Raw genomic sequence first — 23609 nt, forward strand, 5'->3', positions numbered from 1 at the left:
AAGGCAAGCCACTATGCAAAACGAATTTGAACAGCTTCTAGAAGCGTTAGGCTCTTTATTAAACACCACACTTACACCTGATAGCAATCAAGCCTGTTTAATTCGGTTTAGTCATACAAATGTTCCTGTGCAACTTGAACAAGGCAACACTTCCGGAGATCTCGCCGTAGCAACACTCCTTGGATTACTTCCAGACAATGTATTTCGTGAGCGTATTTTTAAAGCTGCACTCTCAGTAAACGGTTCTCCACAATCTAACATTAAAGGTATTTTAGGGTATGGCGAGATCTCCCAACAGCTTTACCTTTCCGATATCCTAAGTATGAACTATCTCACTGGAGAAAAACTCTTTCAATACCTCACGCTATTCTCGCAACACGCAAAAATTTGGATGGAGGCATTAGAAACAGGCAACCTTCCTGATTTGCATGTCTTAGGGATTTATTATATTTCGTGAATATTCTTCCTGATATTAATAACTCTCCAACAGCACGTCTCTGGCAATCCATAGGGATCTCTACAAAACACGGTGTGTGCGTTCCTCTATTCTCATTGCATACTCAGGAGAGTTGCGGAATCGGTGAGTTTCTAGATCTTCTCCCATTTATTACATGGTGCAAACAATTAGGATTTCACATCATTCAGCTTCTTCCCTTGAACGATACAGGAGAAGATACTAGTCCTTATAACAGCATTTCCTCAGTCGCTCTAAATCCTCTTTTTCTGTCTTTAAGAAAACTTCCTCATGTAATGGCAGTTCCTCAAGCACATCAAAAACTCCAAGAAATGCACAAGCTTTGCCATCTCTCCTCAGTGAACTATACCCAGGTGAAAGCCTCTAAATGGATGTTTTTAAAAGAATACTATCAGCATCATGGGTATAAAGAAAGTAAGGAAAACAATGAATTTCTTGCATTTATAGAGAGAGAGAGTTACTGGCTTATGCCTTACGGAGTCTTCCGTGCTATCAAATACCACATGAAGGGCGCTCCGATTAACAACTGGCCCAAACCCCTAACTGACATTCATAACTTTTCTTATTTAGAAAAACAATTTCAAGAGGAAATGTTGTTTTTTGCCTACCTACAGTTCCTCTGCTATCGACAGATGAATGAAGTCAAAGCCTGGGCGGATAAGCACAATATTCTTCTTCAAGGAGATCTTCCTATTCTTATAAGTAAAGATAGTTGTGATGTTTGGTACTTTCGTCAATATTTTTCCTCATCACAATCTGTTGGTGCCCCTCCAGATATCTATAATGCCGAAGGTCAAAACTGGCATCTTCCTATTTATAATTTCACTAATCTTATACAAGATCACTATATTTGGTGGAAAGAACGTCTCCGTTATGCGGAAAATTTCTACTCACTCTATCGTTTAGATCATATTGTGGGCTTTTTTCGCTTTTGGGTATGGGATCCTTCAGGTAATGGAAAGTTCATCCCTGAGCATCCTGAAGATTATATCAAACAAGGGAAAGAGATCCTCTCTACTTTAATCCACGCCTCTTCCATGCTCCCTATCGGAGAAGATCTTGGGGATGTTCCTCAAAAGGTAAAACAAACTCTGCAAAAGCTTGGTATCTGTGGAATCCGTATTCCCCGCTGGGAGCGCAACTGGAGAGGGAATGAAGAATTTATCCCCTTAGAAAACTACTCCCCGTTGTCAGTTACTTCCCTATCGACTCATGACTCTGATACTCTAGCCTTATGGTGGCAAGATGCTCCTAAAGAAGCTCAACAGTTCGCTGAATTCTTGGGTCTTCCTTTCACTCGCCATCTTTCCCAAGAAAATCAAAAAAATATCTTAAAACTTTCTCATCAATCCGGATCGATCTTTCATATCAACCTGTTTAATGATTATCTTGCGCTATGTCCTGATCTTGTATCAAAAAATTTATACCACGAAAGAATCAATTCTCCAGGAACTATTTCTAAAAATAATTGGGTATACCGCGTACGCCCTTCAATAGAACAGTTTTCTACTCATGAAAAACTCAATATCTACATCGAAGAAATTCTTCCTAAACCCTAGTCCTATTTCGTTACTTACCTAAATCTACTTTTTAGAAAATCCTTTTGCTATTTATTATACTAGAAATTTTTAAAGAAAACCTCTTTCTTATATATCAGAAAAAGTCTACTATGAATTCTTTTTACTAAGGTTATTTTATTTTCGTAGTAATGACGAATTTAATGTAGGAAAGTTATGTCTAGAAAGTGCGCACTTACAGGGAAAAAACCTCGTCGTGGTTATAGCTACACTATTCGAGGAATTGCTAAAAGAAAAAAAGGTATTGGCTTAAAGGTTACAGGAAAAACCAAAAGACGTTTCTTTCCTAATATGATCACAAAACGTCTGTGGTCCACAGAAGAAAATCGTTTCCTTAGACTTAAAATTTCTGCCAATGCTCTTCGGCTTATCGATAAACTAGGATTGGAAAAAGTTCTTATTAGAGCAAAGAACAAAAATTTCTAGTTTCCACTAAGTATGCAACAAAAGGGAATGTTTTATGTCTTTATTAAGACGTCAGGTTTCTTTTTTGCGTATGCAAAACCAATTGATAGATGTTTTTGCTCCAGTAGACCCTTATCTTGAGCTTGCTGAAATTCATCGACGTGTTATTGAAAATCAGGGGCCAGCTCTTTTATTTCACAATGTCTTAGGATCTTCTTTTCCTGTTCTTACCAATTTCTTTGGAACACAGCAACGTTTAGATCTGCTTTTTTCTCGTGCTCCAGATGATCTTATCACTAAGATAGCTCATGTACTTTCTTCTAAACCCTCCATCTCTACTTTCTGGAGATCTCGCAATTTACTACGAAGATGCTTGTCCCTAGGATTACGGAAAGCATACGGACGCCACTTTCCATTCATTTCTATGCCTTCAGTGAACCTCTACAACCTACCAATAACTACGAGTTGGCCTGAAGACGGCGGGGCTTTTCTTACCCTTCCTCTAGTTTACACAGAGTCACCCAGTCTTACCACCCCTAACTTGGGAATGTACCGCATGCAAAGGTTCGGTCATGATACCTTGGGACTTCACTTTCAAATTCAAAAAGGAGGGGGAATGCATCTTTATGAAGCAGAACAAAATAAAAAAAATCTTCCTGTTACTGTATTTTTATCCGGCAATCCCTTTCTTATCCTCTCAGCCATTGCTCCACTCCCTGAAAATATTTCTGAATTTCTTCTGTGCACTTTTCTACAAAGCTCAAAGCTCGTCTATAAAAAGGTAGCAGATCATCCTCATCCCCTACTTTATGATGCAGAGTTTATCCTCATAGGAGAAGCTATTGGAGGAAAACGTCGTCCTGAAGGACCCTTTGGAGATCATTTCGGATATTATAGCCTCCAACACGACTTTCCTGAGTTTAAATGTAAGAAAATCTACCATAGAAAAGATGCTATCTACCCCGCGACTGTCGTTGGTAAGCCCTATCAAGAAGATTTTTATATTGGGAACAAATTACAAAGCTATTTTGCTCCTCTATTTCCTCTCATCATGCCTGGCGTGCGTACATTAAAAAGTTATGGAGAAGCTGGATTCCATACATTAACAGCAGCGGTTGTTAAAGAGCGTTATTGGCGCGAATCCTTGGCCATCGCCCTGAGAATTTTAGGAGAAGGGCAGCTCTCCCTAACAAAATTCCTGATGCTTACTGACAAACACATACATCTAGAAAAATTTTCAGAAGTTCTGGAAGCTATCTTAGAACGTATGCTTCCCAATCGCGATCTTATCGTATTCTCCGAAACTGCTAATGATACCCTAGATTATACGGGCCCTGCGTTAAATAAAGGCTCTAAAGCTATTCTAATGGGAATAGGAAGCCCTCAACGTTCTTTACCCCACAAATACCGTGGACCACACCTACCAGGGATTACGAACTTAGCTCCTTTTTGTCGTGGGTGTCTCGTTTTAGAAACCTCAAAGGAAGACCTCAACATAGAGAAGCTCCTTTCCCATCCTTATTTACAAGAATGGCCACTCATTGTCATTACCAATAACCTCAAAAACACTTTAGATAGTGAGAAAAACTTCTTATGGCATACCTTCACAAGATGTGCTCCCGCTACCGATCTTTATGCCCGCTATCACAATGTAACCATGCATCGGCCCGGTTACTCTTTTCCTTTTATCATTAACGCTTTAATGAAGACTTCCTATCCCAAAGAAGTCGCTGCCGACGAAAAGACTATTCAAAAAGTTTCACAACGTTGGTATGAATACTTTCCTTCAGAAAAAAATCCTACTGTATTTCAGAAATAAAAATTAAAACAATTATCCAAATAAGTTTGTTTATTTTTCTTTATCATTTTATACAAAGCAAAAACTAAATTGAAGAGTTATAAATGAAAAATAAACAAGAAGCAAAGCTAAGAATTTTCCTTATCATCTGTACAACAGTATTTCTAGGAATATTAGCAAAAGCTCCTAATAAAGACACTTTTCAAACCTTCTTAAAATCTGAAGAACCTGTGATTTATTCAAAGGAATGCAACGAAGACATGAGGCAAATCTTATGTGATGCTATAGACCATGCAGAGAAAGAAATCTTTATTCGAATTTATTATCTCTCGGAACCAAAAATTTGCAGCAAACTACACAACCAGATGCAAACAGATAAAAACATTACAATTCATTATCAAAGTTATAAAGCAGCTCAGAGCTTCCTACAATCCCAAAATGTTGCCCTTATCGAGCATCCTAAGATCGAAGGTAAACTCATGCACCAAAAAGCACTTGCTATAGATAAAAAATATGCTTGGCTAGGGTCCGCAAACTATACTCAGAATTCTTTGGTTTTCGATAATAATTTAATCCTTGGGATGAAAAGCCCTAAACTTTGTGACTATATTATCCGCAATACCTCAGGAAACTTTCTCATCAACAACCAATTTGGAGAATACTTCACACTACCTCAAGATCGAGAAAAGGCGTTATCTACAGTACTAGAACAAATAAAAACCGCTCGAAAGACAGTTCTTGTTGCAATGTATGCCCTGACCCACTCCTCTATTCTCCAAGCGCTTTATGAAGCTCATCAACGCGGAGTTAAAGTTGATATTATGATAGACAAAGCGTTTAAAACGATTACTTTAAAACAACTTGGTGCTCTAGGCATTACACACCTTCCTATTGCCATTAAAACATCTCGGTATAGATTGCATCATAAATTTGCTGTTATAGACAACCGTATATTACTTGTAGGTTCTATAAATTGGTCTAGAGCAGGCTTTCACTGGAATGAAGAAGATCTTCTTATCCTTCATGATCTTACTAAAAGACAAAATCGCAAACTTAACAGGATCTGGCGAGATCTCACCAAATACTCTGTTGCTCTCTTACCTTATACACTTAATCCTAGGGATGAAGAAAAACAAGCTGCCTAATCTTTAAGACTCCTCGTTATCTTTTTGATAAAAAAGCATAGAAGCCATGTCTAGAATCCCCTGATTCCTGGCGATTACCCAAGCTTCTGCTGCTGCTGCAATAGCCTGAGAAGCAGAAGTTCCTATAGAAATCTTTTTCTTCTTTCCCACAACTTGCACACTGTGCTTTTTCTTACGCTCTTTTTTTTCTTCACTATCTTGGGAACCTTTACGGTCATATTTTTCTTTACTACGCAATCGACTAAAATCTAAATGTAGATGGCGCAACTGTGAGAGTAAAACGTTAGCCTGTTTCTGACTTAACAATTTAAAGTGGTGGTGTCTTTTTTTCTCTTTTTCCTGATCACTAATTGCTAGAAGAGCAAGGCGTATAGCCTCATTCGCAGCAATTTCTTTAGAGATTTTTACCATCAGTGTGGGGTCTTGACGAGTATCTTTAATGACTTTTTCAGCACGTATAATACCATAAGGACTAAAACCAAATATTCTCATCATGTTCTCTAAAACTCCATATCCATAGAAGTCTTCTTATTTTTCTTTTTACTTGAAGATCTCCTACTTGATTGTTCCCCCCCTGGATTCTGATCAGAAAATCCTTTTCCGCTATCTCTGCCATCATCATGAACAGTAGCAGCCTCAGGTTTTCCCTGAACAGAAAAACGCGAAGAACTCATAAATGGTCGGGGAGAATGTAAAACTAATGGAGGCTCTACAGCAACATTACGATACTGATAAATTAAAGGATCGGGAGGAGCTCCAGGACCTTTATGTTTCTCTAACTCTTTTGTATAGGTTTCTATGCTACGTTGTAAAGGTGCCATTAAAGAAACCCCCCGATGAGCTAGAAAATGATAGGAGGAACTGATGGCATCATTGCCCGACACATCGCCAAAGCCGTCCCTTATAGAAGTAATACTTTCCTTGGAAACCGGCAAAAAAGATCGGCTGCTATTATCTGGACTATAGAATTCTGTTGTTCTCACTACGTCTTTCGTAATAGAAAAAATATCTTCTGATTTTGTCTTCTTGGGAAAACGATACCTTCCTTCAGTATGCCATGAACTTTGCGAAGGCGTACGGATAGAACGTTGTTCCTTATGAAACGAAGAAAAATGTAAAGAAGTATTTACTTTTTCAATACTGATGGACTTATGTTTGGGTTTATCTTTGGAACTATAAGCCAGTGTTCCAGAAAATTTAGGTGCAGGAAATTTAGTTGAAGAACTCGGCCCCAATAAGCCTAAAGGAGTAAAAGTCGTTCCTGTTGTTGAAGATGCAAGTATTCCTGCCATTGCACGTGCGAGCAGAGCTTGGTCCTCCAATAATTGACTTTGACTGTCTTTCTTTGCAATCTGCAGAGCAGCGTTTTCAAGAGATGTAGTCTTATGAGAAGCTCCCATTCCTCCTTGAGTATTCGTAGGATCCAAAGTGGAATCGGAGAAAGCAACCTTGACCTTCTTTGTTCCTAGTCCTATAGGTGTCATTGCTGTGCTAATCTCCTGCTGATCTAAATTAGAAATATCTACCATTCCCTCGTTGCCTGTAAACATTGCCCTCCGGACTAACGCCGAAGTCTCTACATTAGGATCCAATAGAAAACTGACCATCTCGCCTCCTAAACGGACTAGCGTCCACATGTTCGTCTTCTCTTCAGTTACCGGAGTTTCTGTTCTTTGCAATGATCCAAAGGAAGCTATTGAGCTTGCTTCCGACGCACTTATCTCTTCATTGAAAACAAGAGGTGAAAACTTCGATGATTTTAAGGATTCAAGAGAGATCATTGAAATATCCGAAGAGCTTCCCCCCATCCCTGAGGCATCGAGAAAAAATCTTTGCATTTCAGGAGAAATACGATTTCCTTTTTTAGTGGCTACTTCCATATCTGTAGGGAGTAAGGATGCCCCTTCCCCCTTAGCTTCAGCACGCCGTGCTGATACCCGAGACGCTCGGGACCCAAATCCTGACAAAAATCCTTGAACACTTGCTCGCATTTTAGAAAAAGCTCCTCGTAAACGAGCTTTTGTAGAAGTCGCAGTTGTGTCCTGAGTCTTACGATACTTAGCTTTATTAATCTGTGATTCTGTTTCATACATTCCTGTAGACCCTGAGCGTACTAGCCCTTCTTCTTGTTGTACTGCAGAATTTGCCCCTGTATCAGAAAGCAAGAACTCCCGAGGCAAAGCTGTCCCTTCTGCCTGTTTTCCCTGTACAAAGGAAGGGTCCAATTTCTCAGGACCTAAAGGACCTAAAGGAGGGATATTTCCACTACCTGAAACTGCCATAATATTTCTCAGATTATTTTTAGAAATTAGAATTGTAATTACAATCTAATTTTAAAATTAAAAAGTAATTAAAAAAAGAACTTAAGAAAGAATAGCATATAAAATTGAGACAAAAAAAACGCAAGACTGCTTGCCTTGCGTAAAAAACCTAAGAGGGGAAATGAAAGTTAGCCGAGTAGATGCAAAAAAGTGCACCGCTATCAAGCTAGAGAGATCGCTCAGACCCAACTATCTTCAGTATTAAGATTTTGGAGATCTTAATACTGAAACAGTTTCTAGCTTTGCATAACTAACTCAGGCAAACAGTTATTCCTTCCACCACGGGTTCGTCCCGTTTTGCGAGTTTTTTTAATTCTAAACCACCTCTTTATAAGCGAATTGAGTAGTTGCCAAAGTTGTTTTTATCTGTATAGACAAATCCATTTTCGTAATTAAAAATTAATACCTTATCAGGATCTTCTATACGATCACTTAAAAGAGAATGCACTAAGTTATCGTATTGCTGAGCACGGTGTTTAAGTGCCTTCTGATTTTTAACAATCAAAAATTTACGTTTATTCTTCGTGTTCCTTGAAGCTTTGAATATCTCTACTGACTTGTTCTGAATAAGTCGAGCCAAAGCTCTATTTGGTTTTTTCTTCTTTGGCTTGGGTTTTCCCATAAATTAAAGAAAATATAAAAAAATAAATTAATAAATTAATTTTAATTGAAATTAGATTAATAATAATAACTTTTAATTTGATGGACAATAAAAACTAAATGCCAATACTTTCCTATGAAGTCATCAATGGAATTATAGAAACTATTGCGCATTCAATAAGGAGAAGTGTCATTATTCAACTTGGCAAATCAAAAAATAATCTACAGTTATTTTTATGATTCTAATAAATATCTTATATTGATAGCATTGTTACTAGTTTATTTAAATAATTAGCTATGTCAAATATTTCTTCTTCGTTACCAGCTGCCCATCTTTTACCCCCTAAGAGTCCACTCTCTTCTCCCAAAGTACGAACAATCCTTTTTGTGGCCCTTGCAGTACTCTTAGCAATTGGAGCCATACTTGCTTTTGTCTGCCTCGCTGCTCCTATAGCTTACATTGTTGGAAGCGTAGCTTTAGTCTTGTTTATGGGAACTCTAACTCTACTCATTAACAATATCATTAGTTTAGCTCCTCGGAAATTCCCTGACCATTTTATGACCCTTCTTCGAGATAATTTTCCTCCCGTCATCTGCAAATTCGTTGAAGAACAATCGCCTACCTTAGGAGAGCTATTTTCCATCTTGTCCTTTTTAGAGACAAAATCACCTTGGGAAGAACTTTCTGAAAGCATCCAATCGAAAATTAATGCCTTTGGCTATAAACACTTAATCGAGGGAGTCGCGGGTATAAGCCTTTGTTCTCTAAGGCACCTATTACGTGACACCTATCCTTTATATCGCTTAAAAGAATTCGTTTCCTCTGGGTCTTCTAATCCTCTACTTATGCAATACAATGTCCCAATAGCTTACCATGGCTTCTTCTGGCTACTAGGCATGACGCTCCTTGCCTCAAAAACTGCTCCACTTTTCTACAAGGGTGCAGTAATCAACTTAGCAACTCCGTGCATTTGCCAAGGATTGTTAGAGCTTTCTCCTAAAAAACGCCAATTCTTACGTGACGCGGCTCAAAATAATGCTTGGGATACTCCTCAAGTCCAACAATTGCTTGAGGAACTAGAAATTCTTTGTAAACAATATGAAAGGGCAGGGCCTTCACTATCACAAGACCCTAATGTAAAACTAGGAATTGTTCTTGATAAATTCAAAGTGAAAGATTTGGCATTGGCTTTATGCATATTTGGAACCTCAGACGAACAACTCTCTCTCCTTGCTGGCATGCGTCATTGGGAAGCCTGGGATAAAATGTGTGACATCAACCACGGAGGACGTGCTGGAAAAGCATTCGAAACGTTCTTCAGTTTTCTTTGGCTAGAAGATTGTTTCTATACAGAAAATAGAAATTGCTCATTCGAACTTCTTTTTATGGATGAAGCAGGATTGAAAAAGTTTTTTGAAGATATACCCTCAAAAGAAGAAGGTGCGCACCCATCTCTAATTGAACTACCTACAATAATGCAACGCTGCATGCAAGTCTCTCCTTATCTTCGAAAGAAGTATCAAAATTATAATTCTTCTAAACTTTATGAATTGTTGATGATCAAGCTACCACAACAACTAAACAAATGTTGCTCCAAATTGAATTCTTTATTCCTATTACGAGAAGCCTAAAAAAATAATCATGCTCTACAATAACCCATAAAGATACAAACTGTTTTTATGAATGCTAGATGTTCCTATCTCCTTAACTAAGAAGTTGTATTAAGGATACTTATTTTATCAGGAAATATGGAACAATATTTGCTTACAACAAAGACCAAAATAAAAAAAATCAATCTTGCTATACACTTAAGCTACATGATTTTTTTTGTAGATGCATGTTTCGCTCAATAATTTGTTTTATTTTTTTCCTGTGTTTTTTTAGTTATCTCTTACTTCCTCAATACTTTCCAAATTTCCATCCTTTATACTTTGCCCCCTACCTAGGACTAGCCTTCTATCAATTGCCTAAACAACGTGTACTAACACATGCTCTTCTTATTGGATTTTTTTGTGATCTAAGTTCTTCATATTTGTTTGGCATTCATACTACACTCTATGTCACAACTTCAGCACTGACCTACAGGACACAACGCATTCTCCTAAAAGACAACATCTTTTCTCTCCCTATTATCAATGTGATCTTCTCTTTACTCTTTGTACTCCTTTCTTACCCCGTGCTGACCTTTTTCAATCCCCAACTACAATGGAGCCTCTCTTTATTTGCTCTCAATGTTAAATATATCACAATAAGCACTTTGGCTTATAGCACTGCAATTTATCTGTTACCTTGTATAATAACTCGCGGAATGAGTAAACTCATTGCTTTCTTAAGGATTCTTATATGTTATTAAAAGGCCTACGCTTAGCTGAAAAAATACTTTTGAAACTCAAAGAAGAAATTGCGGAAGTTTCTACTCCTCCAGGGTTAGCCGTCATTCTTATAGGAAATGACTCTGCTTCTGAAGTTTACGTGAATATGAAAATCAAAAAAGCTACTGAAATCGGTATGGTTTCGAAAGTACATAAACTGCCTTCTGATTCACCACTCTCCTCAATTTTAAAATTAATCACTCGACTAAATGAAGATCCTTCTATCCACGGTATCTTAGTCCAGTTACCCCTTCCTAAACATCTCAATAACGAGAAAATTACTGAAACGATTGACCCAAATAAAGATGTTGACGGTCTTCATCCTCTGAACATGGGAAAACTTCTCCTTGGGTCTTCCGAAAGAATTGCCCCCTGTACACCCGTAGGCATCATCGAGCTGCTAAATCACTATGAAATACCTCTTACTGGACGGCACGTCGCTATTGTGGGAAGAAGTAATATTGTAGGCAAGCCTCTTGCAGCTCTTATGATGCAAAAACATCCCTCTACAAATGCTACGATAACCCTACTCCATAGCCAATCTCAAAATCTTACTGAAATTTTAAAAACCGCAAATATTATTGTTGCTGCAGTAGGAGTGCCACTCTTTATCAAGGAAACTATGGTAGCACCCCAGGCTGTCATTATCGACGTAGGGACAACACGAGTCTCTGCAAATAATCCTTGTGGTTATACACTCCTCGGCGACGTAGACTTTAATAACGTAGTCACCAAATGTGCTGCAATTTCTCCTGTTCCTGGAGGGGTAGGACCCATGACTATTGCCATGCTTATGAGAAATACATGGGAAAGTTATCGAAAATTAGTCTCTTAGCACTCTTTATCTCGGGGGCAATATTCTCTTCATGTTGTTCGCGTCAATCTACAACACTCAAAGGAGAACAAATGACAATGACATATCGCATTGTTCTGGGTCGTTCTCTTTCTTTGGAAGAAAAACAACGATGCGAAAAAGAAATCCAAGCAAGTTTTCATCTTATAGACTCCATTTACAACAATTGGAATCCTGAATCAGAACTATCAAAAATAAATCGAGCGCCTGCAGATATTGCACTTCCCATCTCATTAGAACTTATGGAATTTCTCAAAAAAATTGATGAATTCTATAGGCTATCAGAAGGGCGTTTTGATCCCACCCTAGGTCCCCTAAAAACCCTATGGCTCTTCCATCTAAAACGACAGACTCTTCCTCCACAGGAAACCTGGGAAAAACAATATGAGAAAGTAGGATGGCAACGTATCTTAATCGATTTTAAGGAAAAAACATTAACTAAACTTCATTCTGAAGTACAATTAGACCTCTGCGGAGCAATCAAAGGTCACACTGTAGATCTTTTACTTGAAGTGTGTCAACGCTTCAGTCCAAATGCCTATGTAGAATGGGGAGGTGAAATTAAAACTTCAGGCTGCCACCCCCAAGGCAGACCTTGGTGCATAGCTTCCGCAGCAACTACAAAAATCATAGAACTCCAAGACAACGCTATTGCCACCAGCGGAAACTATATCCAAACATGGCATGTTCATGGAGAAACCTACACCCACATCTTAGACCCTCGTACAGGGAAGCCCCTAGATCTTTCAACTTACCCTATCCATGCTGTCTCCGTAATTCACCCTAGCTGTGCTTATGCCGATGCCATGGCAACAACACTCATGACGTTTACTTCCAAAAGTGAAGCTCAAGCTTGGGCAGAAAAAAATAATCTTCACGTTTACATTAACGATACCGATGCTTCATAACTGCAGCGACTTCCCTTTTTTTCTCTCTTTCTATAATTGCCTGACGCTTATCGTGTGTTTTCTTTCCCCGGCAACAACCTAAACGAACTTTTACATAGCCATGACGTAAAAACATTCCCAGAGGAATTAAAGCAATTCCCTTCTGCGACACCTTGCTTTCTAATTTACGAATCTCATATTTATGGAGGAGCATCTTGCGCTTGCGCCGTTCTTCATGATTGTAAATACTACCAAAAGAGTAGAGTGCTATACTCGCATTTAATAACCAAGCTTCTCCTTTAGAAATAATGACATAGGCGTCACCAAGGTTTCCCCCGTGATTACGCAACGATTTAATCTCAGTTCCTGTTAAAATAATCCCTGCTTCTATAGTTTCTAAGACTTCATAATGATGTAGGGCCTTGCGATTAGAAACAATCTCCTTTTGCACTGTACCTTTCCTTCCCTACAACTTAAGTTCTAATTAAAGTATAGCAAAAAGCCTTTTTCTTCCCCAACCTTCACCCTATCCTTTCCTATCCTTACCAAAATATAGAAGACCAGAAAATCCTTTTATAGTAACATCCCATTCGTGCCTCTGGTAACGTGAAAAAGAGGTTCTATTCATAATGTGAGGATTCTTAGGTTATAAGGAAATATGAAATTTGTTGTATCCCGAAATGAGCTAGGAAACCTTATCAAAAAGATTCAGAGTGTAGTTCCTCAAAATGCTCCCATTCCAATACTTACCCACGTACTCATTGAAACTTACAATGATGAGCTTGTCTTTACAGCTACAGATCTAACAGTAAGCACACGCTGTGTTGCTAAAGCTAAAGTTTATGAAAAAGGTGCTATTTCTATTTCTTCAAAAAGATTTTTCCAATTAGTGAAAGAGCTTACCGAAGCTAATCTAGAAATTTCTGCATCTCGAGGAGAAATGGCGCAAATTACCTCAGGATCTTCCTGTTTTCGTCTTCTCAGTATGGAAAAAGAAGATTTTCCCATGCTTCCCGATATGCAAAACGCTACGCGCTTCACCATATCTGCCGAAGAATTAAAAAATATGTTACAGCGCACCTCTTTTGCTGTTTCACGAGAAGAAAGCCGTTACGTCCTCACCGGAGTGTTACTTTCTATTACCCAAGGAACAGCGACAATTGTAGGCACTGATGGCAAGCGTCTTGCAAAAATAGATACAGAAATTTCTCTCCACAAAAGTTTCTCTGGTGATTACATTATCCCTATTAAAGCTGTGGAAGAAATCATCAAAATGTGCGTTGAAGATGCTGAAGCTACAATATTTTTAGACAAAGATAAAATTGCCGTAGAATGTGATAATACGCTTCTTATTACAAAACTCCTTGCAGGGGAATTTCCAGATTTCTCACCAGTAATCTCCACGCAAAGCACCATACAACTTGACTTACATCGCGAAGAACTCATCACACTGCTCAAACAAGTTGCCTTATTTACTAATGAATCTTCGCATTCTGTAAAATTTACCTTCCTGCCTGGAGAACTCACTCTTACAGCAAACTGCACAAAAGTAGGTGAGGGCAAGGTAAGCATGACAGTGAATTACTCTGGAGAGCCATTAGAAATTGCCTTCAATCCCTTCTTCTTCTTAGATATTCTTAAACATAGTAAAGATGAACTTGTTCATTTGGGGGTTTCGGATTCTTATAATCCAGGAATCATCACAGATTCTACTTGCAGTCTCTTTGTAATCATGCCGATGAGATTGCACGATGATTAATGAAAATCCTTTCTCTTACGCTTAAAAATTTTCGTAACTATAAAGATACAGAAGTTTCATTCTCTCCTAACTCCAATTATATTCTTGGAGAAAATGCTCAAGGAAAAACCAATCTTTTGGAAGCTTTATATGTTTTATCCTTAGGGAGATCTTTTCGTACCTTACACATAACCGACGCGATAACTTTTGGTGCTCCTTATTTTTTCTTGAAAATCACTTTTGAAAAAGCTCACCTCCCTCAAATTCTATCAATCTATGCAGACAAACATGGTAAGAAAATCCTTTATAATCAAACTCCTATAAAGACTCTTTCCGAACTCATCGGTATAATCCCTATAGTATTCTTTTCTTCCAGAGACTGCTCTCTTATCTCAGGAGCTCCCGCAAATCGACGGCTTTTCTTAAATGTTCTTTTATCTCAATGTGATAGTCAGTATATCTACAAGCTAGCCTCTTATCACCGAGCTCTCTTACAAAGAAATACCCTTTTGAAAAACAAGCAGACGGCTACACTTACCATCTGGGAGGAACAGTTAGTCAAGTTTGGTGCTTATTTAAGTCTTCAGCGTTTCTCTTGCTGTGAACAGTTAAATAACCTAACACAAGAGTTATGGAAAAACTCCCTGAATGAACAGTTAGAACTAAAATTCAAAAGCTCTTTGGTTAAAAGTTCTTGTCCAACCGAAGCTACTATTGCTGAAGAGTTTCGTAAGCAACTTGCCTCTTCTATATCTCGAGATTTAGAATTAGGGAACACATCTATAGGTCCTCACCGCGAGGACTTCCACTTAACAATCAACCAACTACCAGCATCTCTATTCTCTAGTGAAGGACAAAAACATAGTCACCTTGCCATTTTGCGACTTGCTGAATGCAGATACTTACAACAAGCTCACGACGTATATCCCTTAATCTGTATGGATGATATTCATGCAGGCTTGGATAATGTACGAGCTTCTCAGCTCTTAGACCTAGCTCCCACTCTTGGGCAAACCTTCATTTCTTCTACCTATATAGATCAACAACTCTTGCAAAACAACCATGTTTTGCGGATTGAAAATGGGCAAGTTACTCCGCACACTTGTATCTAAATTTAATTAAAAATCATTATTCTTTATTCCAGTTAAAAATTAAATATTAATTATTTATTAATAAGTTAATACAAATCTGTTCTTTTTTAATGAAAAACTTATTTAAAATAGTTATATCGGTGATACATGAAGAAACTTTTATTAACTTTCCTATTTTTAGCTATAGGCAATCCACTTTTTGCTAATACTTCTGTAATCCAAACACTTCCATTAGGAATTGGAGGAATTAAAGAAACTTCTCAGCAAAAAGAATCCGTAGTTTGTTTACACGCATTTTTACGCTCTTACAGATCTTTAAAACCTATCGCTCACGTATTAGAAAAAGAAAACTACGATGTTTTTATTTGGAACTATGAAACACGTAAATTTACTCTAGAAAGACACGCCCAACACCTAAACCGTTTATTAAGAAAGATTGCCGAACTCAAACCCGGTGTTCCCATAAACTTTGTTACTCACTCTATTGGGGGCATCATTGTCCGTGCCGCGCTCACACGTCCCGACTGCCCAGAAGAAGCCAGAAAAGGTAAAGCTATCCTTATGGCCCCTCCAAATGCAGGATCTACGTTAGCAAGACGTTACCGTCGCCTAGGTATTGTACAAATTATCTTCGGAGGAAAATTAGGAAGACAACTACTTACCTATTGCCCACAAAAAATGCTCAACGCTGGAAAATTCCCCTCTGCTGTTGATGTGCTCATTCTTAGCGGTAATAAAGGAAGTCGCTTTATTCCTTTCCGTTTAGAATATGAAAATGACGGTAAAGTTTGTACTATAGAAACTTACTTAGATACACCACACACAGCCTACGTTCTTCACACCAACCATACCTATATCATCACAGACAGAAAAGCCCTTTACTTAATGCAAACATTCTTAAAAGATGGCAGTAAAACCTCAGCAATTAAACAAGTTCCAAAAGCTTTAGAACAAACAGTCATGGAAAATAAACAAAAAAACTCCAGATTAAACCCATACCAAAACCAAGATATTTATGTTATCCATTGCTTTGGTTCAAGACCTTATAATCTTTCAGGGTTTCCCAAGAAATGGAACTCTACCTCAAAAAACGAAATACATCTTGAAAAGTAAGAAAAATGAAAAAGAGGATGAGCAAAAAAGTAAAGGGTATAAGAATCTTCTCTACTATCTTCATATTCAACCGTTTTCTGGTCATCATCTCCCATAAACATAAGAGAATATAACCACCGTCTAAAGCAGGAATAGGAAGCAAATTCAAAACAGCCAAGTTCATACTGATCAAACCAATCCAAAAAAGAGCTTCAGAAAATCCCAAAGACCAACCTGTATGTAGAATTTGAACAATACCCACAGGTCCAGATAACCATTGAAGACTTAAACGCCCTGTTACCAAAGCCTGAATAGTCGCATAACTATCTTTAGTTATATTAACGATTAAAAGGCCAGGAGTAGGATTATATTTCACTGCTAGATCTTTTAAAGGGATTCCTAGCGATAATTTTTGCTTTTCAATATCCAATCGATCTAAATAGTGCCTTCGTTTATCCTTATTTTTTATCTTCCTAGCCATCTTGCGTTGCTTATCCAAGTACTCTTCAGAATAAATATGCACCCACGGATGAGGTTGTATAGGGTCAAGAAGAGAATATTCTCCAGAAACACGTAGCGGTTGCATTTCTCCCAAAGTATTTAATATTTTTTGTAGATCTTCGGGATGATACGAAGCAATAAAATGCTCATCAGCATGAGAAGAGGCTACCTCTTCTAGTTCTAGATTGCTCATTTTCTGTACTATAATAGAAACTTTATGATCTTGAACTAAACGTAAAATATCCACACTACTAGAAACAGGAGTCCCATCAATGGCAAGAATGCGATCCCCCAATTGCAACCGTTCTTGAGGTTGAGGCAATGGAGATGCTGGATCAATAGGATGCAGTTCTCCTTCAATATACCCATAACTATTAATGATATAAGGAAGGGTATACAAAGAAGACCATCTCCCTTTAAGGCCTGCTTCATATTGGGTATCTATAAGCTCATTACGGACATAGGGAGTAAAGTGTAAGACTCCTGCACGTACCCTAGGTTGACGGGAAAAAAAGACCTTCCCCTCACGAGATAGTTTAACAAAAGCATAAGACTCATTAAGAATCTGAGAAACCTGAGTGGGAGAAAAAAGAAGCATTCCATCCATCCACACTAAACGATCACCAACCTGTAAACCTGCAGTAAGCATAGGAGATCTCTCAGACATAGGCATATGATTACGATAGACAAGATAACTCGCCCCTGAACAAGGAACTCCTTCTTTAATAGGATCAAACTCTGTTTGAATAGAAAAATGCTGAACAGGTGTATGCAAATAACTCGGGCGGACAACATCCAAAGTAAGTTGTCCTTCTAATAAAGCTGCAGTCAGGACATCTTTATCTCCTTCATAAGGTTTACCATTGCAAAAACGAATCTGATCACCTATTTGCAACCCCTTAGACTGCAAAATAGGGTGTACCCAGCCCACAATACGTGAACACTCTCCATAATTTTTATTCCTACCCCCAAAAAGATACAACGCACCAAAAGCAAGCAATGCCAATAAAACATTGGCTAGAGGCCCAGCGAATAATACGATCATTCTCTTCCAAGGAGCCTTACTGAAAAAACCTTTGGGTACATCATAAACAGAGACCTCAGAATCCGGATTTTTCTTTTTTTCTCTAGCACACTCCATTCCTCGAATACGAACGTACCCACCAAAAGGAATACAACCAATACGATACTCCACATTGCGAATACGTTTTTTAAATAAAGCTGATCCGAAGCCTATGCTAAAACTTTCGACAGCCATACCTACAGCTTTTGCCGCAAGCAAATGACCTAATTCATGAATCAATACTAGAACCCCTAACGCCAAGGTTGCCAGAATAAAATAGATTATCGTCATAAACCACCAGCTTATATTTCTTGAGCAAGAGCTCGAGCTTCATCATCTACTGCCAAAACATCCTCTATTGAAGAAGAGGCATAAACTTTATGACCTTCCATAAGAGTTGTTAATTTTTGCAAAATTTCGCACCAAGAAATTGCACCCTTTAAAAATCTTTCTACTAAAACTTCATTTGCAGCATTAAAAAAACTCCCTGAAGATCCTCCATCTCGCAATACTTGATGTGCCAAGCAAACACCAGGGAAGCGTTGCTCATCTATAGGGAAAAATTCTAATGTTTGGTTAATAGAAAAGTCTATACCTTCTTGAGGAGCGGGTAAGCGCTCAGGCATTGTTAAAGCATATTGTATAGGGAAAAGCATTTTAGGAGGATACATAATAGAAATTACATTGCCATCCAAAAATTCTACTAACCCATGGATTAAACTTTGAGGGTGTATCACAGCATCAATTTTTACATCTTGGAGACCAAATAACCAATGAGCTTCAATAATCTCAAAACCCTTATTCACTAATGTTGAACAATCCACAGTAATCTTTGGCCCCATACGCCAGGTAGGGTGCTTCAAAACATCCTGTATTGTCACATATGCAAGTTCTGTTGAGGACTTGTAGAGAAAGGGTCCTCCAGAAGCCGTAAGAATAAGTCTTTTTATGGTTTTTAAATCACGCCCTTCCAAACATTGATACAAAGCATTGTGCTCACTATCTATAGGAAGGATTTTTCCATTATATTCTTTTACATAGCGAGCAACAATTTCTCCAGCACAAACAAGAATCTCTTTATTTGCTAAAGCAATAATTTTCTTTTTTTTAATAGCTTCTATAATAGCGGGTAACGCTTTTATCCCTAAAGAAGCGGCAACCACAGTGTCTACACTCTCTATTGTTGTAGCTACCAGCAGTCCCTCGTCCCCTAGAAAAAATTGAATCTTAGGGAATCTTTTACATCCCTCAGAATAAACATCTTCACGATACACAACAGCAACTTCAGGAGAAAACTCTTCTACTTGCTGAAAAAACACTTCTTGGTTATTACCATACGCAGCTAAAGCAATAATTTTAAACCAAGAAGGGTAACGCCTAACAACTTCTAATGTTTGTTGGCCGATACTTCCTGTCGACCCTAAAACGGATAAATATTTCAACTAAACTAGCCTGAACTACACATAATCAAAAGATCATACTCCGGCAGTTAGAGACTTGTCAATTCTCTATTCACACTATTTCTGCAGTAAAATTTTTAATAATGATTCTTCTAGTGTACTGTAAAAGTTGCACAATTGCATACATGGTTGTGAGAAGCACTACAGATAAACCTGAAGTGGACAGTCCAACACCATAAGCACTAAGAATAGCTCTTGAACATGCAGGAGCTAAAAATGCCGTTGCACTGCCAAAAACCAAAGACCACAACATCACGCCAATCATAGATCTTGCAATAATTTTAGCAATCAATGCCGGAATTAACAAGAAAGAAAGCGCCATAAGGACACCCACAGCCTTAAAAGCCCCTACAAGACACGTAGAAAGTTGCAAAATGATCAGATAGTCTATAAATTTTACAGGAATTCCTAAAGAACAAGAAAATATTGGATCAAAAGAGGCACATACCAAACTACGGAAAGCAAAGACAGTAATTAAGCTATTAGCTACCACAATAGTGCAAACGGGAAAGATATCTTCTTTCGTCAAAGCGTCAGCATTTCCCAAAACCAAGTCAGTTCCTATATGGGCATTTCTAGTAATGAAAACAAGCAAAATTAAGCTTAAAGAAAATAATAGAGAGAAAACTAAAGCAATGCTATTTCCTTCAGAAATTCTAAACGTATTCCGAATAAAATAGATTAAAAATCCTGTAAGTAAGGCTGTAACCATAGCAGCAAGAGTCAGCATTCCTAAGGATAAGGTGGTAAGTTGATGGGTAAACAAGCAAACACAAACTAAACCAAAAAGAACTGTGTGAGAAACTGCATTCGCATACATCGCCATCTTTCTTAAGACTAAAAAAGCACCTCCAAAAGCTCCAGAACAAGCAATGGCAAGAAAAATGATGACTTGCACATCATCAATATATAAATGAGAAAAGAACTTATTAGAAAACAAGCGTGAAAAAAAAACAAAGAAAAACTGAAGAAAAGAGACTCCGTGATACGGAGAAAGTATGAGCAACATTATTCCTCCTTCTTTTTCTCTGGGATCACCTGATCATGAGGATCATAATAAGGATCTTTGAGTATTTCTGTGATTGCATAATCGATCTCTTCAGTCAAAACATGCTCCATTTCCTCAGCAAAACCATGCACGTTCTCTTCTTTAAAATCTAGAGATTGTACAAGATAGGATTCCCACAATCTGTGAGCTCGAATTAATCTTATCACTTCGTTTTGACCTTTCTCTGTAAGCTGATAACGATCGTTTTTTTTCGTTACAAACCCCTCCCATTGTAATAGTTTCACTCGCCATCTTGGAAAAGATTTTGGACCAAAATATTCTTGATATTTATTACAACAAACAAAGTCTCTTTCCCCAATATCGCTTAAACCTTGATCAAATAAATACCAAAATACTTTGAGAAGATGCTCTTGATTCTTAACAAAAGCAAAGCGCTGTTTTCGAAAACAACGAACCACTAGGCCGGATTTTGGAGAAAAGAGCAGGCAGAAACATGTTAGAATACCAGCACAAATTACAATGACAGGACCAGTAGGGAGAGTAACCATAAATATTTGTTTCCCTATCATAGCTTGGCAAGTAAGAGCTACAGATATATAGCTCCCTAAGGCGCCAGCCAGCCCTCCAAAACACACTGCGATCACCAAAATTGTACTTAAGCGATTGGAAAGCTGACACGCCGCTAAAGAAGGTGCCACAAACATGGCAGAAATTAAGACAATCCCTACACTTCTAACACCACTAACAATGACTAAAGAAGTGAAAATTAAAATCGTAATCTCAGCAGCAAGTGTCTTTAACCCACAAGTTATTGCAAAATCTTTATCAAAGATGGTGACGACAATTTGACGATACCACCACCATAGAGTCATTAATGAAAGTACAAAAACACCCGCAGCTAATATACCTTCAGTAAATCTTAAAGTTGCTGCCTGACCATACAGATATGCATTAATGCGGTTATATAACAAAGGACTACTATTCTTTACATAACTCGCTAAAATCACCCCGATAGCAAAAAAAACTACAAGAACAAAACAAAGTGCTGCATCCTTATGCAACCGCAAAGTTCTTTCTAAAAAGACAATGGTTCCGTAGCCAAGAATAGATGCTATGCATCCAAAAAAAACGATCAAAAAAATAGAGCTTTGATTTGGGAAAAATTGCTGAGTAAGTAACGCACCTAAAAGCAACCCTGGATAAGAAGCATGGGATAGACTTTCACTCAAAAGAGGCTGCCTACCAACAAGCAAAAGAGTTCCCCATAAAGCTGTTGTCATACAAATACATGTGACAGCAAAAAAACTAGATAAAAAAATAGAATCAGAAAAAATACATTGCATCATGCTCAATAGGTTCCAAGCTGTTTTTCCCGAGATAATTTCAAGGTACGATCTAAAAGCTCAAGTTCACAGCCATACGTCTGAAAAATCGTATCACTATTTAAACACTTCTCTGTAGGTCCACAACAAATTAAACGCTTATTCAATAAAATAACATGGTCAAACAACTCTCGTACATGACTTAGGTCATGATGCACAACAACAATCGTTTTTCCTTCGTCTCGAAGCTCTTGTAAAATCTTAACAGCAGTTTTAAACGAAGCCATATCAATTGCAGAAAAAAGTTCGTCCATCAGATATAAATCCGCCTTTTGCATTAGAGCTCGCGCTAAAAATGCCCTCTGTTGTTGCCCCCCTGAAAGCTGACTTATCTGCCTATTGGCTAAACAAGCTAAACCTACTCTATCTAAAATATGTAAAGCTTCGTTTCGATCGTCTGAAGAAATTCTACTCCACATACCTTTATAGCTATAACACCCCATAAGAACTAAATTCAATACTGTCATAGGAAAATCCCAATCAACACTAGCCCGTTGAGGCATATAGGCAATTCGCTGCCGTACCTTCTTAAACTGTTTCTCAAAAAAATATACACGACCTGAGGCAGATCGAATCAGTCCTAAAGAAGCTTTTAAAAGAGTACTTTTCCCAGCTCCATTGGGACCTAAAACCGCAGTCAAAGTCCCCTTGCCTAAAGAAAACGATACATGACAAAGAACGTCAATACGATCATAGTTTACACATAGATCATGGACAGACCAAGAGACTTCATTCTGTTTCAATGACTGTTCCTCCTAATTCTTCAGTAATGACACGTACATTGTGCTTAAAGGTATGAAAATAATTTTCTTCCACATTATCACTATACAAAGGTTGTTTAGCTAAATGCAGAGTATAGTCTTTTTGCAAGCAAGAAACGATTTTTTTTAGTGCATCTTGGTTCAATGTATCTTCAGGGAAAACAACATGAACCTCATGGCTACGAATATAATCAACAACAACCATAATGTCACGAATGCTGATCTGAGCTTCTGGAGATAATCCCTCAGGAGAAATACAACGCGATTTCCATTCCCCTGTTACGATTTCTTCAGGAGAAGCAAGATAACGACGTGTAAAATAACTGAATGCATTATGGCCTGAAACAAGATACCGATGCTCACTAGGAATCGTATGCAGACACTTTTCTGCCCAGAGATCCAATCCCTGCATTTCTTTAATCAATTGATTCGTGTTTTCTTGAAATTCATTTTGCCACTCAGGAAAATATGAAATTAAAACCTGACAAATCTCTGCTACTACTTCTATCCAAATGCTAAGGTCCAGCCAAATATGTGGGTCATGGATTCCATCTTCTTGTAGAGGAGCAAAAACATTTCGTTGAACTAAACGTCCTCCTAAATCTATAGCCTTGGGATTCCCATCCAAATGCTTACGCAAACTTAACGTATGCTCAAGCCCCAAGCCATTGCAAAAAATCAATGAGCTCGACATGATCTTATCTTCGTCTCCTTTGACCATTTCATAGGCATGCGGATCTAAAGCACCTTCAATCAAAACAAGAGTACCAAACTTATCTCCTACAATTCTTTGAACACAATCATGAATCATGCGATTCATAGATAACACGCAAGGCCGAGAATTTGATTCTAGACGTGGAGAGCTTATACAACCGAACATCATACAACACGCTCCTAAACAACAAATCCAACGAATCATTTTCACTATACCACATATGTGCATTAGCACCTCCAAAGCCATTTCTTTTAAGCTTTATTACAAACTAACTACCCCTTAGAGAGAAATAGTTAAGGTTATAAAAATACCACAAAAAAATCCCGTTATTTCCTTAGCTGCAACTAATAAAGTGTAAGAAAA

22 protein-coding genes are annotated in these 23609 nt (G+C 38.0%); 12 read left to right on the plus strand and 10 right to left on the minus strand.

Translation table 11 applies throughout. The features are described 5' to 3' along the window. Positions 1 to 13 precede the first annotated feature (13 nt). The 5 genes from Cs308_RS04380 (at position 14) to Cs308_RS04400 (ending at position 5400) form a co-directional block, all read left to right on the plus strand. On the plus strand, positions 14 to 457 hold the full coding sequence (locus tag Cs308_RS04380; RefSeq protein WP_066483018.1) for a CesT family type III secretion system chaperone: 444 nt from the start codon (positions 14 to 16) through the stop codon (positions 455 to 457). Next, positions 454 to 2034, plus strand: a complete 1581-nt coding sequence (locus Cs308_RS04385; RefSeq protein WP_066483021.1) for a 4-alpha-glucanotransferase — start codon at positions 454 to 456, stop codon at positions 2032 to 2034. The genes Cs308_RS04380 and Cs308_RS04385 overlap by 4 nt, the downstream gene beginning before the upstream one ends. Positions 2035 to 2208: 174 nt before the next feature. Beyond that, complete coding sequence (gene rpmB / locus Cs308_RS04390) at positions 2209 to 2478, plus strand: 50S ribosomal protein L28 (RefSeq protein WP_066483023.1); 270 nt, start codon at positions 2209 to 2211, stop codon at positions 2476 to 2478. 34 nt (positions 2479 to 2512) lie between these two features. Next, positions 2513 to 4276: a menaquinone biosynthesis decarboxylase gene (locus Cs308_RS04395; RefSeq protein WP_066483026.1), complete on the plus strand. Its 1764-nt coding sequence runs from the start codon at positions 2513 to 2515 to the stop codon at positions 4274 to 4276. Positions 4277 to 4359: 83 nt separating this feature from the next. Then, on the plus strand, positions 4360 to 5400 hold the full coding sequence (locus Cs308_RS04400) for a phospholipase D-like domain-containing protein (RefSeq protein ID WP_066483029.1): 1041 nt from the start codon (positions 4360 to 4362) through the stop codon (positions 5398 to 5400). Between the two features lie 3 nt (positions 5401 to 5403). Here Cs308_RS04400 and Cs308_RS04405 read toward each other — a convergent pair whose 3' ends face one another. The 3 genes from Cs308_RS04405 to ltuB form a co-directional block, all read right to left on the minus strand. Next, on the minus strand, positions 5404 to 5892 hold the full coding sequence (locus tag Cs308_RS04405; protein ID WP_066483470.1) for a hypothetical protein: 489 nt from the start codon (positions 5890 to 5892) through the stop codon (positions 5404 to 5406). Positions 5893 to 5900: 8 nt separating this feature from the next. Then, complete coding sequence (locus Cs308_RS04410) at positions 5901 to 7682, minus strand: hypothetical protein (RefSeq protein WP_066483030.1); 1782 nt, start codon at positions 7680 to 7682, stop codon at positions 5901 to 5903. Positions 7683 to 8049: 367 nt separating this feature from the next. Then, positions 8050 to 8343: a late transcription unit protein LtuB gene (gene ltuB, locus Cs308_RS04415; RefSeq protein ID WP_066483032.1), complete on the minus strand. Its 294-nt coding sequence runs from the start codon at positions 8341 to 8343 to the stop codon at positions 8050 to 8052. A 275-nt stretch (positions 8344 to 8618) separates the two neighbouring features. Here ltuB and Cs308_RS04420 point away from each other — a divergent pair, with 275 nt between their 5' ends. The 4 genes from Cs308_RS04420 to Cs308_RS04435 all read left to right on the plus strand — a co-directional run bounded on the left by Cs308_RS04420 (position 8619) and on the right by Cs308_RS04435 (position 12455). Next, positions 8619 to 9953: a DUF1389 domain-containing protein gene (locus tag Cs308_RS04420; RefSeq protein WP_066483033.1), complete on the plus strand. Its 1335-nt coding sequence runs from the start codon at positions 8619 to 8621 to the stop codon at positions 9951 to 9953. Positions 9954 to 10159: 206 nt separating this feature from the next. Continuing rightward, positions 10160 to 10675, plus strand: a complete 516-nt coding sequence (locus Cs308_RS04425; RefSeq protein ID WP_066483036.1) for a hypothetical protein — start codon at positions 10160 to 10162, stop codon at positions 10673 to 10675. Further along, on the plus strand, positions 10666 to 11529 hold the full coding sequence (gene folD, locus Cs308_RS04430) for a bifunctional methylenetetrahydrofolate dehydrogenase/methenyltetrahydrofolate cyclohydrolase FolD (protein ID WP_066483039.1): 864 nt from the start codon (positions 10666 to 10668) through the stop codon (positions 11527 to 11529). Before Cs308_RS04425 ends, folD begins: the two co-directional genes overlap by 10 nt. Continuing rightward, positions 11499 to 12455, plus strand: a complete 957-nt coding sequence (locus Cs308_RS04435; protein WP_066483041.1) for an FAD:protein FMN transferase — start codon at positions 11499 to 11501, stop codon at positions 12453 to 12455. Before folD ends, Cs308_RS04435 begins: the two co-directional genes overlap by 31 nt. On the opposite strand, the gene smpB is transcribed toward Cs308_RS04435, so the two are convergent. Next, entirely contained in the window at positions 12433 to 12885 is a 453-nt protein-coding gene (gene smpB, locus Cs308_RS04440) for an SsrA-binding protein SmpB (RefSeq protein WP_066483043.1), read from the minus strand. The genes Cs308_RS04435 and smpB overlap by 23 nt on opposite strands. A gap of 207 nt (positions 12886 to 13092) precedes the next feature. Between smpB and dnaN the strand changes: the two genes are divergently transcribed. The 3 genes from dnaN to Cs308_RS04455 all read left to right on the plus strand — a co-directional run bounded on the left by dnaN (position 13093) and on the right by Cs308_RS04455 (position 16376). Then, a complete protein-coding gene (gene dnaN, locus Cs308_RS04445; protein ID WP_066483045.1) occupies positions 13093 to 14193 on the plus strand; it encodes a DNA polymerase III subunit beta in 1101 nt (366 codons plus the stop codon). Beyond that, the gene (gene recF, locus Cs308_RS04450) at positions 14193 to 15284 is read left to right on the plus strand and encodes a DNA replication/repair protein RecF (RefSeq protein WP_066483048.1); all 1092 of its coding nucleotides are present in this window, start codon (positions 14193 to 14195) and stop codon (positions 15282 to 15284) included. Before dnaN ends, recF begins: the two co-directional genes overlap by 1 nt. 126 nt (positions 15285 to 15410) lie before the next feature. Beyond that, entirely contained in the window at positions 15411 to 16376 is a 966-nt protein-coding gene (locus Cs308_RS04455; RefSeq protein ID WP_066483051.1) for an esterase/lipase family protein, read from the plus strand. Here Cs308_RS04455 and Cs308_RS04460 read toward each other — a convergent pair. From Cs308_RS04460 to Cs308_RS04485, 6 genes are all read right to left on the minus strand, one after another. Beyond that, entirely contained in the window at positions 16342 to 18210 is a 1869-nt protein-coding gene (locus Cs308_RS04460; protein ID WP_066483053.1) for a site-2 protease family protein, read from the minus strand. The genes Cs308_RS04455 and Cs308_RS04460 overlap by 35 nt on opposite strands. Before the next feature lie 11 nt (positions 18211 to 18221). After that, positions 18222 to 19361: a 1-deoxy-D-xylulose-5-phosphate reductoisomerase gene (gene dxr / locus Cs308_RS04465; RefSeq protein WP_066483058.1), complete on the minus strand. Its 1140-nt coding sequence runs from the start codon at positions 19359 to 19361 to the stop codon at positions 18222 to 18224. Between the two features lie 70 nt (positions 19362 to 19431). Continuing rightward, positions 19432 to 20388: a metal ABC transporter permease gene (locus tag Cs308_RS04470; RefSeq protein WP_066483060.1), complete on the minus strand. Its 957-nt coding sequence runs from the start codon at positions 20386 to 20388 to the stop codon at positions 19432 to 19434. Further along, complete coding sequence (locus tag Cs308_RS04475) at positions 20388 to 21734, minus strand: metal ABC transporter permease (RefSeq protein WP_066483062.1); 1347 nt, start codon at positions 21732 to 21734, stop codon at positions 20388 to 20390. Before Cs308_RS04475 ends, Cs308_RS04470 begins: the two co-directional genes overlap by 1 nt. 2 nt (positions 21735 to 21736) lie before the next feature. Beyond that, complete coding sequence (locus tag Cs308_RS04480) at positions 21737 to 22513, minus strand: metal ABC transporter ATP-binding protein (RefSeq protein ID WP_066483064.1); 777 nt, start codon at positions 22511 to 22513, stop codon at positions 21737 to 21739. Beyond that, complete coding sequence (locus tag Cs308_RS04485) at positions 22500 to 23474, minus strand: metal ABC transporter solute-binding protein, Zn/Mn family (protein ID WP_066483476.1); 975 nt, start codon at positions 23472 to 23474, stop codon at positions 22500 to 22502. The genes Cs308_RS04480 and Cs308_RS04485 overlap by 14 nt, the downstream gene beginning before the upstream one ends. Positions 23475 to 23609 lie beyond the last annotated feature (135 nt).

Source organism: Candidatus Chlamydia sanziniae (assembly GCF_001653975.1).
In the GTDB taxonomy this organism is placed as follows: Bacteria; Chlamydiota; Chlamydiia; order Chlamydiales; family Chlamydiaceae; genus Chlamydia; species Chlamydia sanziniae.